Origin of the sequence: Microbacterium sp. BF1, assembly GCF_019279095.1 — a bacterium.
GTDB classification, from domain to species: Bacteria; Actinomycetota; Actinomycetes; order Actinomycetales; family Microbacteriaceae; genus Microbacterium; species Microbacterium maritypicum.
Map to the genome: position 1 here is coordinate 1 of NZ_JAGYWT010000011.1, position 14,051 is coordinate 14,051.

Below are 14,051 nucleotides of genomic sequence, written 5' to 3' on the forward strand. Positions count from 1 at the left end.
CCCAGATGGCGCGGCGGCGCTCCTGATCAGCTCGGGGTCACCGTGCTTCACCTTGCCAGATGACGTTTACCCCGGAGGGAAATTCTGAGGCCTGACGCTGGTGAACGCATCGGAACCGCGCCGTGGCAATCCTCTCGGCAGCCGGCATCGGGGCGAACGTGCCGCACGGTGTGCAGCACGGGTTGTCCACGCGGATCAAGACCATCGTCGATCACGCCGTTGCGGAGTACACCGCACGGAATCTGCCGATGCTGCAGCGCGAGCTCGATCAGCAGGCCGTGCGCAACCGCGCTCGCAGCTACCGTCCGGCCGAGGATCTCGATCCCGAGTTCGACGGTCTGCCCCTCGACCCCGACCCTGTACCAGGGGCTCCGTTCCTGTTCACCATCGCCGGGCTGGCCGACGACTCCGCCGCCGAGTTGCCCGCTCTTCCTCCGCTGACGGAGGAAGCCAAGGTCGCCCTCCGGCAGGAGGTCGCCCTCGCCGACGAGTACGCCAACATGGTCGGACGCGAGATCTGCGGCATCCTGCTGCGGCACCGCATCTCGATCCAGGCCGCGATCTCGCAGCATGTGGAACCGCAGATCGAGGCACTGCTGGCCGAGCTCACCGAGTCGCTGGACTCGCCGTTCGACCCCGACGTGCCCTGACGGGTGCGGCCGACGCACACGGTCGGAGGGGCATTCATTTGACCGTCAGGTTACGCGGCATTACACTTGATCAGGTGTGTGCACGCCTCTGCGTGTGCGCTGGGCGCCGGCACCTGCCGGTCCGCCCCCACGGCATACCCATCACACCAAAAGCTCGTCGGTTCCGACGTGCCGGTGGGTCATGATGTGAAACCCATCACGCTGTCACCGTGCAGCACTATGAGGAGAGAACGTGCCAACCATTCAGCAGTTGGTTCGCAAGGGTCGCTCGCCCAAGGTCACCAAGACCAAGGCACCGGCGCTCAAGTCGAACCCGCAGCAGGCCGGGGTCTGCACCCGCGTCTACACCACCACCCCGAAGAAGCCGAACTCGGCGATGCGCAAGGTCGCTCGTGTGAAGCTCCGCAACGGCACCGAGGTCACCGCGTACATCCCCGGTGAGGGCCACAACCTGCAGGAGCACTCGCTTGTGCTCGTGCGTGGCGGTCGTGTCAAGGACCTCCCCGGTGTGCGTTACAAGATCGTCCGTGGCGCCCTGGACACCCAGGCAGTCAAGAACCGTAAGCAGGCTCGTTCCCGCTACGGCGCGAAGAAGGGTTGAGTTAGATGCCTCGTAAGGGACCCGCCCCGAAGCGCCCCGTCGTCAACGACCCGGTATACGGCGCACCGATCGTCACCTCGCTGGTGAACAAGATCCTCGTCGACGGCAAGAAGTCGCTGGCCGAGTCGATCGTCTACGGCGCCCTCCGCGGCGTCGAGGCGAAGAACGGTCAGGACGCCGTCGCCACGCTGAAGAAGGCGCTCGACAACGTGCGCCCGACGCTCGAGGTCCGCAGCCGCCGCGTCGGTGGCTCGACCTACCAGGTGCCGGTCGAGGTCAAGCCTCACCGCGCCAACACGCTCGCTCTGCGCTGGCTCGTGAGCTACGCGAAGGGCCGTCGTGAGAAGACGATGACCGAGCGTCTGCAGAACGAGATCCTCGACGCCTCCAACGGCCTGGGTGCCGCGGTCAAGCGCCGCGAGGACACGCACAAGATGGCCGAGTCGAACCGCGCGTTCGCTCACTACCGCTGGTAAACAGCTTCGCCCGCCCCTCGGCCACTTGCCGAGGGGCGGGCACCCCCTCTTCGCAGTACGACTGCTCCAAAAAGATAAGGACACTCCTGTGGCACAAGACGTGCTCACGGACCTGAGCAAGGTCCGCAACATCGGCATCATGGCGCACATCGATGCCGGCAAGACCACGACGACCGAGCGCATCCTGTTCTACACGGGCGTCAACCACAAGCTCGGCGAGACGCACGACGGCGCCTCGACCACCGACTGGATGGAGCAGGAGAAGGAGCGCGGCATCACGATCACGTCTGCCGCCGTGACCTGCTACTGGAACAAGAACCAGATCAACATCATCGACACCCCCGGCCACGTGGACTTCACGGTCGAGGTGGAGCGCTCGCTCCGCGTCCTCGATGGTGCTGTCGCGGTGTTCGACGGCAAGGAGGGCGTCGAGCCCCAGTCCGAGACCGTCTGGCGTCAGGCCGACAAGTACAACGTCCCGCGCATCTGCTTCGTCAACAAGATGGACAAGCTCGGCGCCGACTTCTACTTCACCGTCGACACGATCATCAACCGCCTGGGCGCCAAGCCCCTCGTGATCCAGCTGCCGATCGGCGCGGAGAGCGATTTCATCGGCGTCGTCGACCTGGTCGAGATGCGCGCACTGGTCTGGGCCGGAGACTCCAAGGGTGACGTCACCATGGGTGCCTCCTACGAGATCCAGGAGATCCCGGAAGACCTCAAGGAGAAGGCTGCGGAGTACCGTCAGCAGCTCCTCGAGACCGTCGCCGAGACCGATGACGCGCTGCTCGAGAAGTTCTTCGGTGGCGAGGAGCTCACGGTCGCCGAGATCAAGGGTGCGATCCGCAAGCTGACCGTCGCCTCGGAGATCTACCCGGTGCTCTGCGGTTCCGCGTTCAAGAACCGCGGCGTCCAGCCGATGCTCGACGCGGTCGTCGACTACCTCCCGAACCCGCTCGACGTGGGCTCGATCGAGGCGCACGACCCGAAGGACTACGACACGATCATCGAGCGTCACCCCGACGCCAATGACCCGTTCGCCGCCCTCGCGTTCAAGGTCGCGGTGCACCCGTTCTTCGGTCGCCTCACCTACGTGCGCGTCTACTCGGGTCACCTGGACTCCGGTTCTGCGGTCGTCAACTCGACCAAGAACAAGAAGGAGCGCATCGGGAAGATCTTCCAGATGCACGCCAACAAGGAGATCCCGGTCCCCTCGGTCACCGCGGGAAACATCTACGCGGTCATCGGTCTGAAGGACACCACCACCGGTGACACCCTGACCGACCCGGCAGCTCCGGTCGTCCTCGAGTCGATGACGTTCCCCGAGCCCGTCATCGAGGTCGCGATCGAGCCGAAGACCAAGGCCGACCAGGAGAAGCTGGGTGTCGCCATCCAGAAGCTCGCTGAAGAGGACCCGACCTTCCGCACGGAGCTGAACCCCGAGACTGGTCAGACGACCATCAAGGGCATGGGCGAGCTGCACCTCGACATCCTCGTGGACCGCATGAAGCGCGAGTTCAACGTCGAGGCCAACGTCGGCAAGCCGCAGGTGGCGTACCGCGAGACGATCCGCAAGACCGTCGAGAAGCACGACTACACGCACAAGAAGCAGACCGGTGGTTCTGGACAGTTCGCAAAGATCCAGTTCACCATCGAGCCGCTCGACCTCGACTCCGAGAAGACCTACGAGTTCGTGAACGCCGTCACCGGTGGTCGCATCCCTCGTGAGTACATCGGTTCGATCGATGCCGGTTTCCAGGACGCGATGAACGTCGGTGTGCTCGCGGGCTACCCGATGGTCGGCGTCAAGGCGACCATCGTCGATGGTGCGGCTCACGACGTCGACTCCTCGGAGATGGCGTTCAAGATCGCGGGCTCCATGGGCTTCAAGGAGGCCGCGCGCCGTGCCAACCCCGTGCTGCTCGAGCCGCTGATGGCCGTCGAGGTCCGTACTCCTGAGGAGTACATGGGCGACGTCATCGGTGACCTGAACTCGCGTCGTGGCCAGATCCAGTCGATGGAAGACGCCGCAGGCGTCAAGGTCGTCCGTGCACAGGTTCCGCTGTCCGAGATGTTCGGCTACATCGGCGACCTGCGCTCGAAGACCTCGGGTCGTGCCGTCTACTCCATGGAGTTCCACAGCTACGCTGAGGTTCCCCGCGCTGTGGCCGACGAGATCGTCCAGAAGACCAAGGGTGAGTAATCACCCTTCTGGGTTCCCCGCGGCGCCGAGCACCGCGAAGCGCCGCGGGGTTCCCAGGTCACCTACAACTTCACATTCCCTCTCTACTAAACTGAGAACCTAACCCGTAGAGAACCGGTCGCAAACCAGTGCCCGGTCACCTCTACAACGACGTCCTGAGGAGGACCCAGTGGCTAAGGCCAAGTTCGAGCGGACCAAGCCGCACGTCAACATCGGAACGATCGGTCACGTCGACCACGGCAAGACCACGCTCTCCGCAGCGATCTCGAAGGTGCTTGCTGACAAGTACCCGTCCGACACCAACGTGCAGCGCGACTTCGCTTCCATCGACTCGGCGCCGGAAGAGCGCCAGCGTGGTATCACCATCAACATCTCGCACATCGAGTACGAGACCCCGAAGCGCCACTACGCGCACGTTGACGCTCCCGGCCACGCCGACTACGTCAAGAACATGATCACCGGTGCGGCTCAGATGGACGGCGCGATCCTCGTGGTCGCCGCCACCGACGGCCCGATGGCTCAGACGCGCGAGCACGTGCTGCTCGCCAAGCAGGTCGGCGTGCCGTACCTGCTGGTCGCGCTGAACAAGTCCGACATGGTCGACGACGAGGAGATCCTGGAGCTCGTCGAGCTCGAGGTCCGCGAGCTGCTCGCCGGCCAGGGCTTCGACGAGGACGCTCCTGTCGTCCGCGTCTCCGCTCTCAAGGCCCTCGAGGGCGACGAGAAGTGGACCCAGGCGATCCTGGACCTGATGCAGGCTGTCGACGACAGCGTTCCGGACCCGGAGCGTGACCGTGACAAGCCGTTCCTGATGCCCGTCGAGGACGTCTTCACGATCACCGGTCGTGGAACCGTCGTCACGGGTCGCGCCGAGCGTGGCACGCTGGCCATCAACTCCGAGGTCGAGATCGTCGGACTCCGTCCGACCGTCAAGACCACGGTCACGGGTATCGAGATGTTCCACAAGCAGCTCGACGAGGCCTGGGCCGGCGAGAACTGTGGTCTGCTGCTCCGCGGCACCAAGCGTGAGGACGTCGAGCGCGGCCAGGTCATCGTCAAGCCGGGTTCGGTCACGCCGCACACCGACTTCGAGGGCACCGCGTACATCCTGTCCAAGGACGAGGGTGGCCGTCACAACCCGTTCTACACGAACTACCGCCCGCAGTTCTACTTCCGCACCACCGACGTCACCGGCGTCATCTCGCTGCCTGAGGGCACCGAGATGGTCATGCCCGGCGACACCACCGACATGACGGTCGAGCTGATCCAGCCGATCGCCATGGAGGAGGGCCTCGGCTTCGCCATCCGTGAGGGTGGACGCACCGTCGGCGCCGGTACGGTCACGAAGATCATCAAGTAAGCATCTGCTTCCTCGCAGAGGGGTCGGACCTTCGGGTCCGGCCCCTCTGTCGTTAACACGGCGTCTCGAGGGTTCCGTTTACGATTGCGGACATGCACAATGAGTGTGGTCGGCCCGATCGGTCGGCGGCACACCTTCAGAAGGGGAAACACATGGGTATCGAAGACGCCGTGAACAAGGGCAAGGACCTGTACGAGCAGAACAAGGACAAGATCGCCGAGGCCGTGAAGAGCGAGCAGGCCGAGGACATCAGCGACAAGGTGCTCGACGGCGTCGCAGACTTCGCGAAGAAGATCGCTCCCGGTGCGGCCGACAAGATCGACGAGATCCGCGACGGCGCCGACAAGGCCGTCGGCAACGAGTAGGACCCCCGCGTCTCCTGAGCGGCGATCCACCACGGGTGGATCGCCGCTCTTGCGCGTGCGGGCACCGGGCATCAGGCTCGGAATGCCGTCGGATGTGGCGTATTCACGGTTGCATCCAGTAGGATCGACTCGACCGCCTGGGGATCTTGCGGTCGGGGAAGCCGAAGGGGTTCGGTTTCCCGAAGCACGCGGTCTTCCGCGTACAAACTGGGGATAGCGATCTTGGGGATCATCGTGCGACGCGCGCAGTCACTGCGCCTGAGCGTCTCCCTGCCTGCGCGGCGGGTCTTCCGCCGCGCCCTCGGTCGAGGAGTTCGGCGTCCCTTCACGCCGGACTACTCGCGTTCGGTGTGCCCCCTCGCACTGAACGCCCTCCCCAAGCGGGGCGAGGCATGGGGATGCCTCGCCCCGCTCTCCCCGGCGAACTGACGCGGTTCCCGACCCGTTCCGAGGTCGGCCGACCGGGCGCGACACGCCCGGGTTTGCGGAAGTGAAATCAGCCGTGGCAGAATAGACAGGTTCGATATTCCTTCGCCGCTGTGCGTGCGATGGATCACTGCCAGGGCAGTGCATAGACGGCGCCTCCTCCGGGATGGTGCAGGGTTCTAGGCCGCGGGTAGCAGAACACACCCCGACACCCCTCTTCATGAAGGGTTCTGCCGTGCGCGGCGGAAGGTCGGCATCCGGTCGCTTCGCAGCGTCCGGCTGACAGAAGAACAGTGGTGCAGCAGATCGACTCGTGAGAGCCGTTCTCGTGCCGAGGCGCGAACAGCGCCGACGTGCGTCCAATGCCCCAGGGCCACCCGGTCCCGGACGGTAAGACGCCTAAAGAGAGAGAGCAGACAATGGCGGGACAGAAGATCCGCATTCGCCTGAAGTCGTATGACCACGAGGTCATCGACACGTCCGCACGCAAGATCGTCGACACCGTGACCCGTGCGGGCGCGACCGTCGTCGGACCCGTGCCCCTTCCGACCGAGAAGAACGTCGTGTGCGTCATCCGGTCGCCGCACAAGTACAAGGACAGCCGCGAGCACTTCGAGATGCGCACCCACAAGCGTCTGATCGACATCGTCGACCCGACGCCCAAGGCTGTCGACTCGCTGATGCGCCTCGACCTGCCTGCCGATGTCAACATCGAGATCAAGCTCTGAGGTTCGACATGGCTGACATCAACTCCAAGGTTTCCAAGGGCATGCTGGGCACGAAGCTCGGTATGACCCAGGTGTGGAACGAGAGCGGCAAGCTCGTTCCCGTCACCGTCATCGAGCTGGCACCCAACGTGGTCACCCAGGTCCGCACGCCCGAGAAGGACGGCTACAACGCCGTGCAGATCGCGTACGGCCAGATCGACCCCCGCAAGGTGAACAAGCCGCTCACCGCCCACTTCGAGGCAGCCGGCGTCACGCCGCGTCGTCACGTCACCGAGATCCGCACCGCGGACGCCGGCGACTACACCCTGGGCCAGGAGCTCACGGTCGACGGCACCTTCGAAGCAGGCCAGCTCGTCGACGTCGTCGGCACGAGCAAGGGCAAGGGCTTCGCCGGTGTCATGAAGCGTCACAACTTCAAGGGCGTCTCGGCTTCGCACGGTTCGCACCGCAACCACCGCAAGCCCGGTTCCATCGGCGCATCGTCGACCCCGAGCCGCGTCTTCAAGGGCATGCGCATGGCCGGCCGTATGGGTGGCGAGCGCGTGACCGTCCTCAACCTCACGGTGCACGCCATCGACATCGAGAAGGGACTCATGCTCGTCAAGGGCGCCGTCCCCGGTGCTCGTGGTCGCATCGTCTATGTCCGCAACGCAGTGAAGGGTGCCTGATCATGGCTGACTCCACTCTCGCGCTCGACGTCCTCAAGGCAGACGGCAAGAAGGCAGGCTCGATCGAGCTTCCCGCCGCGCTGTTCGACGCCAAGACGAACATCCCGCTCATCCACCAGGTCGTCGTCGCGCAGCTCGCGGCGGCTCGCCAGGGCACGCACTCGACCAAGCGTCGTGGCGAGGTCTCCGGTGCCGGCCGCAAGCCCTTCAAGCAGAAGGGCACGGGTAACGCCCGTCAGGGTTCCATCCGCGCGCCGCACATGACCGGTGGTGGCATCGTGCACGGCCCCAAGCCGCGCGACTACTCGCAGCGCACCCCCAAGAAGATGATCGCTGCAGCCCTGCTAGGCGCGCTCAGCGACCGCTTCCGCGGTGACCGCATCCACGCCATCGAGTCCTTCGGGATCGACGGCACGCCTTCGACCAAGACCGCGGTGAACTTCCTCACCAACGTCGTCTCGTCGAAGAACGTGCTCGTCGTGATCGAGCGCAACGATGACGTGACGCTGAAGAGCATCCGCAACCTGTCGAACCTGCACGTGCTGACGTTCGACCAGCTCAACGCATACGACGTGCTCGTCTCCGACGACATCGTCTTCACCCAGGCCGCGCTCGAGGGCTTCATCGCCTCCAAGTCCGGCGCCAACCAGGAGGTCTCCGCATGAGCGAGCAGGCATCTGTTCTCCAGACGGCCCTGAACAAGGACCCGCGCGACATCATCCTGAAGCCGGTCGTGTCCGAGAAGAGCTACGGGCTCATCGATGAAGGAAAGTACACCTTCCTCGTCGACCCGCGCGCTTCGAAGACCGAGATCAAGCTCGCCATCGAGAAGATCTTCGGCGTCAAGGTCGCAGGGGTCAACACCCTCAACCGCGTCGGCAAGGCTCGCCGCACCCGCTTCGGCACCGGCAAGCGCAAGGACACCAAGCGCGCCATCGTGACCCTGAAGTCGGGCACCATCGACATCTTCACGGCAATCGGCTGATCCGGGGGATAAGGACAATAATGGCTATTCGCAAGTACAAGCCCACGACCCCGGGCCGTCGCGGCTCGTCGGTGGCTGACTTCGCCGAGATCACTCGATCGACGCCGGAGAAGTCGCTGCTGCGCCCGCTCTCGAAGACCGGTGGTCGCAACAACCAGGGCCGCATCACGACCCGTCACATCGGTGGTGGCCACAAGCGCCAGTACCGCGTCATCGACTTCCGTCGTAACGACAAGGACGGCGTCAACGCCAAGGTCGCTCACATCGAGTACGACCCCAACCGCACCGCGCGCATCGCGCTGCTGCACTACTTCGACGGTGAGAAGCGCTACATCCTCGCTCCGGCGAAGCTGAAGCAGGGCGACATCGTCGAGTCGGGTGCCGGGGCTGACATCAAGCCGGGCAACAACCTCCCGCTGAAGAACATCCCCACGGGTACGGTCATCCACGCGATCGAGCTCCGCCCCGGCGGCGGCGCGAAGATGGCACGTTCGGCCGGTGCATCCGTCCGTCTCGTCGCCAAGGACGGCCCCTACGCCCAGCTGCGTCTGCCCTCGGGCGAGATCCGCAACGTCGATGCGCGCTGCCGCGCGACCATCGGCGAGGTCGGCAACGCCGAGCAGTCGAACATCAACTGGGGCAAGGCCGGCCGCATGCGCTGGAAGGGCGTCCGCCCGACCGTGCGTGGTGTCGCGATGAACCCGGTCGACCACCCGCACGGTGGTGGTGAGGGTAAGACCTCCGGTGGTCGTCACCCCGTCTCCCCGTGGGGCCAGGCTGAGGGTCGTACCCGTCACGCCAACAAGGAAAGCGACAAGTACATCGTGCGTCGTCGTAACGCCGGCAAGAAGCGTAAGTAGGAGTAAGAGAAGATGCCTCGCAGTCTTAAGAAGGGCCCCTTCGTCGACGATCACCTGCTTCGCAAGGTGGTCGTGCAGAACGAAGCCGGCACCAAGAACGTCATCAAGACCTGGTCCCGTCGGTCCATGATCATCCCGGCCATGCTGGGTCACACGATCGCGGTCCACGACGGACGCAAGCACATCCCTGTGTTCGTGTCCGAGACCATGGTCGGTCACAAGCTGGGCGAGTTCGCGCCCACCCGCACCTTCCGCGGCCACGAGAAGGACGACAAGAAGGGGCGGCGCCGCTAATGGTCGAATCGATCGCACGCGTGCGACACATCCGCGTGACCCCTCAGAAGGCTCGTCGTGTCGTCGCGCTCATCAAGGGCAAGCAGGCACAGGAAGCTCTCGCGATCCTGAAGTTCGCGCAGCAGAGCGCCAGCGAGCCGATCTACAAGCTTGTCGCGTCGGCCATGGCCAACGCGCAGGTGAAGGCGGATCGCGACGGCGAGTTCCTCGACGAGAAGGACCTGTACGTGGCCAACGCGTACGTCGACGAGGGCACCACGCTCAAGCGTTTCCAGCCCCGTGCACAGGGTCGCGCTTTCCAGATCAAGAAGCGCACGAGCCACATCACGGTCGTGCTCTCGACGCCTGAGGCAGCTCCGGCCGCCGCGGGCGACAGCAAGAAGAAGGCGAGCAAGTAATGGGACAGAAGGTAAACCCGTACGGCTTCCGTCTCGGCATCACGACGGACCACGTCTCGCGTTGGTTCTCTGACTCGACGAAGCCGGGTCAGCGCTACGCCGACTACGTCGCCGAAGACATCAAGATCCGTAACCTGCTCAAGACGCAGCTCGACCGCGCCGGTGTCTCGAACATCGAGATCGAGCGCACCCGTGACCGCGTCCGCGTCGACATCCACACCGCCCGTCCGGGCATCGTGATCGGTCGTCGTGGAGCCGAGGCCGAGCGCATTCGCGGCGACCTCGAGAAGCTCTCGGGCAAGCAGATCCAGCTGAACATCCTCGAGGTCAAGAACCCCGAGGCCGACGCTCAGCTGGTCGCACAGGGCATCGCCGAGCAGCTCTCTGCTCGTGTGGCGTTCCGTCGTGCGATGCGCAAGGGTCTGCAGGGCGCTCAGCGCGCCGGCGCCAAGGGCATCCGCATCCAGGTCTCCGGCCGTCTCGGCGGCGCCGAGATGAGCCGTTCGGAGTTCTACCGCGAAGGCCGTGTGCCGCTGCACACGCTTCGTGCGAACATCGACTACGGCTTCTACGAGGCGAAGACCACCTTCGGCCGCATCGGCGTGAAGGTCTGGATCTACAAGGGCGACCTGACCGCGAAGGAGCTCGCTCGCGAGCAGGCCAACGCACCCAAGGCTCGTCGTGACGACCGTGGTGGCGACCGCCGCCGTGCCCCGCGCAACGAGGCACCTGTCGCAGAAGGAGCGTCGGCATAATGCTCATCCCCCGTAAGGTCAAGTTCCGCAAGCAGCACCACCCGGGTCGCTCGGGTCAGGCCACCGGCGGCACGAAGGTCTCCTTCGGCGAGTACGGTATCCAGGCCCTCACGCCCGCTTACGTGACGAACCGTCAGATCGAGTCCGCTCGTATCGCGATGACCCGTCACATCAAGCGTGGTGGAAAGGTGTGGATCAACATCTACCCCGACCGTCCGCTCACGAAGAAGCCTGCCGAAACCCGCATGGGTTCCGGTAAGGGTTCCCCCGAGTGGTGGGTCGCCAACGTCAAGCCGGGCCGTGTCCTCTTCGAGGTCGCGGGTGTCGACGAGGAGCTCGCACGCGAAGCTCTGACCCGTGCAATTCACAAGCTGCCGCTCAAGGCACGCATCATCAAGCGCGAGGAGGGCGACGCGTAATGGCGATCGGCACCAAGGAGCTCGCCCCGGCAGAGCTCGATACATTCGAAGACCAGCGCCTCGTTGAGGAGCTGCGCAAGGCCAAGGAGGAGCTGTTCAATCTCCGTTTCCAGTCGGCCACCGGCCAGCTGGAGAGCCACGGCCGCATCCGCGCCGTCAAGCGCGACATCGCGCGCCTCTACACCGTGATCCGCGAACGCGAGCTGGGCATCCGTGCGACGCCTGCTCCGGTCGAGGCTCCGGCCAAGAAGGCGACCAAGTCGAAGGCGAAGAAGGCGGACTCCGCCGACGACGCCGTGAAGGAAGAGGCTGAGTGATGGCCACCAAGAAGGAAGCGACTGTGGAGACGCAGGCCGCAGGACACGAGTCGTCCGTGCACGACGTCCGCGACGCCGCTGCCCGCGGTTACCGCAAGGCACGTCGCGGCTACGTCGTCAGCGACAAGATGGACAAGACCATCGTGGTCGAGGTCGAGGACCGCGTGAAGCACCCGCTTTACGGCAAGGTCATCCGCCGCACCTCGAAGGTCAAGGCGCACGATGAGGCGAACTCCGCCGGCATCGGCGACCTGGTCCTGATCAACGAGACCCGCCCGCTGAGCGCCACGAAGCGCTGGCGCCTGGTGGAGATTCTGGAGAAGGCCAAGTGATTCAGCAGGAATCCCGACTCAAGGTCGCCGACAACACCGGCGCCAAGGAGCTGCTCACCATCCGCGTTCTCGGTGGCTCGAAGCGTCGTTACGCGGGCCTCGGCGACACCATCGTCGCGACCGTCAAGGACGCGATCCCCGGTGGCAACGTGAAGAAGGGCGACGTCGTCAAGGCGGTCATCGTCCGCACCAAGAAGGAGGTCCGTCGTCCGGACGGCTCCTACATCAAGTTCGACGAGAACGCCGCAGTGATCCTGAAGAACGACGGGGAGCCCCGCGGCACCCGTATCTTCGGGCCGGTCGGTCGTGAGCTTCGTGACAAGAAGTTCATGAAGATCGTCTCGCTGGCGCCGGAGGTCATCTAATCATGGCGAAGATCAAGAAGGGTGACCTGGTTCAGGTCATCACCGGTGCCACGCAGGAGCGTGGCGGCGACCGCGGCAAGCAGGGCAAGGTCCTCGACGTCCTTGCAGAGAAGAACCGCGTCATCGTCGAAGGCGTGAACTACGTCACCAAGCACACCCGCGTCGGACAGACGCAGCGTGGCACCAAGACCGGAGGCATCGAGACCGTCGAAGCCTCCATCCACATCTCGAACGTCGCACTCGTCGACCCCTCGACCAAGAAGCCGACCAAGGTCGGCCACCGGGTCGAGGAGCAGACCAAGGACGGCGTCAAGCGCACCGTCCGCGTGCGCTACGCGAAGAAGAGCGGTAAGGACCTCTGATGAGCACCGACACTGCCGCGCCGGCTGGCAAGATCCAGCCGCGCCTGAAGCAGAAGTACAACACCGAGATCAAGAAGGCGATGCAGGACGAGTTCGGTTACGCGAACGTCATGCAGATCCCCGGACTGGTCAAGGTCGTCGTGAACACCGGTGTCGGCGAGGCAGCTCGCGACAGCAAGGTGATCGATGGCGCGGTCGACGATCTCACCAAGATCACCGGCCAGAAGCCGATCGTCACGAAGGCTCGCAAGTCCATCGCGCAGTTCAAGCTGCGCGAGGGTCAGGCCATCGGCGCGCACGTCACCCTCCGCGGTGACCGCGCGTGGGAGTTCGTGGATCGCCTCGTCTCGCTCGCACTGCCCCGTATCCGCGACTTCCGCGGTCTCTCGGGCAAGCAGTTCGACGGCAACGGCAACTACACCTTCGGTCTCCAGGAGCAGAGCGTGTTCCACGAGATCGATCAGGACAAGATCGACCGGGTTCGCGGTTTCGACATCACCGTCGTCACCACCGCGAAGACGGATGAAGAGGGCCGGGCACTGCTCCGTCACCTCGGATTCCCTTTCCGCTCGGAAGACGCACAGGCGTAACACCCTCGACGGGCTCAGTGGTCTCGTGTCACTGAGCCCGTCGATGTGCACGTACAATTGAAAATTGCGTGTCATCGCAGGCCGTCTGTCGTGTAACGGCAGCCGGAACCTCATGAACAAAGGAAATCAACAATGACAATGACAGACCCGGTCGCAGATCTGCTGACCCGTCTGCGCAACGCGAACTCGGCGCACCACGATTCCGTGACCCTGCCGTCGAGCAAGCTCAAGACGCACATCGCTCAGATCCTCCAGCAGGAGGGCTACATCGCCGGCTGGGAGACCTCTGACGCCCGCGTCGGACAGAACCTCACGCTGACGCTGAAGTACGGTCCCAACCGTGAGCGCTCCATCGCTGGCATCAAGCGCGTCTCGAAGCCCGGTCTCCGCGTCTACGCGAAGTCGACCGAGCTTCCCACGGTCCTCGGCGGCCTTGGCGTGGCGATCCTGTCCACCTCCTCCGGTCTTCTCACCGACCGTCAGGCAGAGCAGAAGGGCGTGGGCGGAGAAGTTCTCGCCTACGTGTGGTAATTCGAAATGTCGCGTATTGGACGACTTCCCATCGACGTTCCCGCGGGCGTGACCGTTTCGGTCGACGGCCGCGAGGTCGCGGTGAAGGGCCCCAAGGGTGAACTCACGCTCACGGTGGCCAGCCCCATCGAGGTCGCGGTCGAGGAGAACCAGGTTCTGGTCTCCCGTCCCGACGACGAGCGCGAGTCGCGGTCGCTTCACGGCCTGACCCGCACGCTCATCAACAACAACATCATCGGCGTGACCCAGGGCTACACCAAGGGTCTCGAGGTCGTCGGCACCGGTTACCGCGTGCAGCAGAAGGGCAGCTCGGTCGAGTTCGCCCTCGGCTTCTCGCACCCGGTCCTGATCGACCCGCCCGCCGGC

The 14,051-nt window shown here is 64.6% G+C and carries 22 protein-coding genes; all 22 read left to right on the plus strand.

What is annotated here, in order from left to right; all coding sequences use genetic code 11:
* Positions 1–122: 122 nt before the first annotated feature.
* Positions 123–650, plus strand: a complete 528-nt coding sequence (locus KZA10_RS00795; RefSeq protein ID WP_308289563.1) for a spermidine/putrescine ABC transporter substrate-binding protein — start codon at positions 123–125, stop codon at positions 648–650.
* Between the two features lie 232 nt (positions 651–882).
* On the plus strand, positions 883–1,251 hold the full coding sequence (gene rpsL, locus KZA10_RS00800) for a 30S ribosomal protein S12 (protein ID WP_017201609.1): 369 nt from the start codon (positions 883–885) through the stop codon (positions 1,249–1,251).
* Positions 1,252–1,256: 5 nt separating this feature from the next.
* Entirely contained in the window at positions 1,257–1,727 is a 471-nt protein-coding gene (rpsG, locus tag KZA10_RS00805; RefSeq protein WP_017201608.1) for a 30S ribosomal protein S7, read from the plus strand.
* A gap of 88 nt (positions 1,728–1,815) precedes the next feature.
* On the plus strand, positions 1,816–3,930 hold the full coding sequence (gene fusA, locus KZA10_RS00810; RefSeq protein WP_127482923.1) for an elongation factor G: 2,115 nt from the start codon (positions 1,816–1,818) through the stop codon (positions 3,928–3,930).
* Positions 3,931–4,099: 169 nt separating this feature from the next.
* Positions 4,100–5,290 (plus strand): elongation factor Tu, encoded by a 1,191-nt coding sequence (gene tuf, locus KZA10_RS00815; protein ID WP_017829210.1) that lies wholly within the window; start codon positions 4,100–4,102, stop codon positions 5,288–5,290.
* Between the two features lie 152 nt (positions 5,291–5,442).
* Positions 5,443–5,655 (plus strand): hypothetical protein, encoded by a 213-nt coding sequence (locus KZA10_RS00820; protein ID WP_021201124.1) that lies wholly within the window; start codon positions 5,443–5,445, stop codon positions 5,653–5,655.
* An 845-nt stretch (positions 5,656–6,500) separates the two neighbouring features.
* Positions 6,501–6,809: a 30S ribosomal protein S10 gene (gene rpsJ / locus KZA10_RS00825; RefSeq protein WP_017201594.1), complete on the plus strand. Its 309-nt coding sequence runs from the start codon at positions 6,501–6,503 to the stop codon at positions 6,807–6,809.
* Positions 6,810–6,817: 8 nt separating this feature from the next.
* Positions 6,818–7,477 carry a 50S ribosomal protein L3 gene (rplC, locus tag KZA10_RS00830; protein ID WP_055865588.1) on the plus strand — a complete coding sequence of 220 codons (660 nt, stop codon included), beginning with the start codon at positions 6,818–6,820 and terminating at the stop codon, positions 7,475–7,477.
* Between the two features lie 2 nt (positions 7,478–7,479).
* A complete protein-coding gene (gene rplD / locus KZA10_RS00835; protein WP_021201122.1) occupies positions 7,480–8,142 on the plus strand; it encodes a 50S ribosomal protein L4 in 663 nt (220 codons plus the stop codon).
* Positions 8,139–8,462 carry a 50S ribosomal protein L23 gene (rplW, locus tag KZA10_RS00840; protein WP_017829206.1) on the plus strand — a complete coding sequence of 108 codons (324 nt, stop codon included), beginning with the start codon at positions 8,139–8,141 and terminating at the stop codon, positions 8,460–8,462. Before rplD ends, rplW begins: the two co-directional genes overlap by 4 nt.
* A 20-nt stretch (positions 8,463–8,482) precedes the next feature.
* A complete protein-coding gene (rplB, locus tag KZA10_RS00845) occupies positions 8,483–9,322 on the plus strand; it encodes a 50S ribosomal protein L2 (protein ID WP_017201590.1) in 840 nt (279 codons plus the stop codon).
* Between the two features lie 12 nt (positions 9,323–9,334).
* Positions 9,335–9,616, plus strand: coding sequence for a 30S ribosomal protein S19 (gene rpsS / locus KZA10_RS00850; protein WP_017829205.1), 282 nt, complete (start codon positions 9,335–9,337; stop codon positions 9,614–9,616).
* Positions 9,616–10,014: a 50S ribosomal protein L22 gene (gene rplV, locus KZA10_RS00855; RefSeq protein ID WP_141385762.1), complete on the plus strand. Its 399-nt coding sequence runs from the start codon at positions 9,616–9,618 to the stop codon at positions 10,012–10,014. Before rpsS ends, rplV begins: the two co-directional genes overlap by 1 nt.
* On the plus strand, positions 10,014–10,769 hold the full coding sequence (gene rpsC, locus KZA10_RS00860; protein ID WP_017201587.1) for a 30S ribosomal protein S3: 756 nt from the start codon (positions 10,014–10,016) through the stop codon (positions 10,767–10,769). Before rplV ends, rpsC begins: the two co-directional genes overlap by 1 nt.
* Complete coding sequence (gene rplP / locus KZA10_RS00865; protein ID WP_017829203.1) at positions 10,769–11,188, plus strand: 50S ribosomal protein L16; 420 nt, start codon at positions 10,769–10,771, stop codon at positions 11,186–11,188. Before rpsC ends, rplP begins: the two co-directional genes overlap by 1 nt.
* The gene (rpmC, locus tag KZA10_RS00870) at positions 11,188–11,505 is read left to right on the plus strand and encodes a 50S ribosomal protein L29 (RefSeq protein WP_017829202.1); all 318 of its coding nucleotides are present in this window, start codon (positions 11,188–11,190) and stop codon (positions 11,503–11,505) included. Before rplP ends, rpmC begins: the two co-directional genes overlap by 1 nt.
* Positions 11,505–11,837 carry a 30S ribosomal protein S17 gene (gene rpsQ / locus KZA10_RS00875; RefSeq protein ID WP_229778798.1) on the plus strand — a complete coding sequence of 111 codons (333 nt, stop codon included), beginning with the start codon at positions 11,505–11,507 and terminating at the stop codon, positions 11,835–11,837. Before rpmC ends, rpsQ begins: the two co-directional genes overlap by 1 nt.
* On the plus strand, positions 11,834–12,202 hold the full coding sequence (gene rplN / locus KZA10_RS00880) for a 50S ribosomal protein L14 (protein ID WP_017201583.1): 369 nt from the start codon (positions 11,834–11,836) through the stop codon (positions 12,200–12,202). The genes rpsQ and rplN overlap by 4 nt, the downstream gene beginning before the upstream one ends.
* Before the next feature lie 2 nt (positions 12,203–12,204).
* Positions 12,205–12,564: a 50S ribosomal protein L24 gene (gene rplX / locus KZA10_RS00885; protein WP_017829200.1), complete on the plus strand. Its 360-nt coding sequence runs from the start codon at positions 12,205–12,207 to the stop codon at positions 12,562–12,564.
* Positions 12,564–13,154, plus strand: a complete 591-nt coding sequence (rplE, locus tag KZA10_RS00890; protein WP_021201118.1) for a 50S ribosomal protein L5 — start codon at positions 12,564–12,566, stop codon at positions 13,152–13,154. The genes rplX and rplE overlap by 1 nt, the downstream gene beginning before the upstream one ends.
* Before the next feature lie 132 nt (positions 13,155–13,286).
* Positions 13,287–13,685 carry a 30S ribosomal protein S8 gene (gene rpsH / locus KZA10_RS00895; protein ID WP_021201117.1) on the plus strand — a complete coding sequence of 133 codons (399 nt, stop codon included), beginning with the start codon at positions 13,287–13,289 and terminating at the stop codon, positions 13,683–13,685.
* A 6-nt stretch (positions 13,686–13,691) separates the two neighbouring features.
* Positions 13,692–14,051 (plus strand): 50S ribosomal protein L6 (gene rplF / locus KZA10_RS00900; protein ID WP_218681931.1); only part of this gene is annotated, 360 nt, incomplete at its 3' end.

Excerpts from the sequence above, each read along its gene's own strand:
- rpsG (WP_017201608.1), top strand. The coding sequence starts at position 1,257 with ATGCCTCGTAAGGGACCCGCCCCGAAGCGCCCCGTCGTCAACGACCCG.
- KZA10_RS00820 (WP_021201124.1), top strand. The coding sequence starts at position 5,443 with ATGGGTATCGAAGACGCCGTGAACAAGGGCAAGGACCTGTACGAGCAG.
- rpsJ (WP_017201594.1), top strand. The coding sequence starts at position 6,501 with ATGGCGGGACAGAAGATCCGCATTCGCCTGAAGTCGTATGACCACGAG.
- rplC (WP_055865588.1), top strand. The coding sequence starts at position 6,818 with ATGGCTGACATCAACTCCAAGGTTTCCAAGGGCATGCTGGGCACGAAG.
- rplD (WP_021201122.1), top strand. The coding sequence starts at position 7,480 with ATGGCTGACTCCACTCTCGCGCTCGACGTCCTCAAGGCAGACGGCAAG.
- rplW (WP_017829206.1), top strand. The coding sequence starts at position 8,139 with ATGAGCGAGCAGGCATCTGTTCTCCAGACGGCCCTGAACAAGGACCCG.
- rplB (WP_017201590.1), top strand. The coding sequence starts at position 8,483 with ATGGCTATTCGCAAGTACAAGCCCACGACCCCGGGCCGTCGCGGCTCG.
- rpsS (WP_017829205.1), top strand. The coding sequence starts at position 9,335 with ATGCCTCGCAGTCTTAAGAAGGGCCCCTTCGTCGACGATCACCTGCTT.
- rplV (WP_141385762.1), top strand. The coding sequence starts at position 9,616 with ATGGTCGAATCGATCGCACGCGTGCGACACATCCGCGTGACCCCTCAG.
- rpsC (WP_017201587.1), top strand. The coding sequence starts at position 10,014 with ATGGGACAGAAGGTAAACCCGTACGGCTTCCGTCTCGGCATCACGACG.
- rplP (WP_017829203.1), top strand. The coding sequence starts at position 10,769 with ATGCTCATCCCCCGTAAGGTCAAGTTCCGCAAGCAGCACCACCCGGGT.
- rpmC (WP_017829202.1), top strand. The coding sequence starts at position 11,188 with ATGGCGATCGGCACCAAGGAGCTCGCCCCGGCAGAGCTCGATACATTC.
- rpsQ (WP_229778798.1), top strand. The coding sequence starts at position 11,505 with ATGGCCACCAAGAAGGAAGCGACTGTGGAGACGCAGGCCGCAGGACAC.
- rplX (WP_017829200.1), top strand. The coding sequence starts at position 12,205 with ATGGCGAAGATCAAGAAGGGTGACCTGGTTCAGGTCATCACCGGTGCC.
- rplE (WP_021201118.1), top strand. The coding sequence starts at position 12,564 with ATGAGCACCGACACTGCCGCGCCGGCTGGCAAGATCCAGCCGCGCCTG.
- rpsH (WP_021201117.1), top strand. The coding sequence starts at position 13,287 with ATGACAATGACAGACCCGGTCGCAGATCTGCTGACCCGTCTGCGCAAC.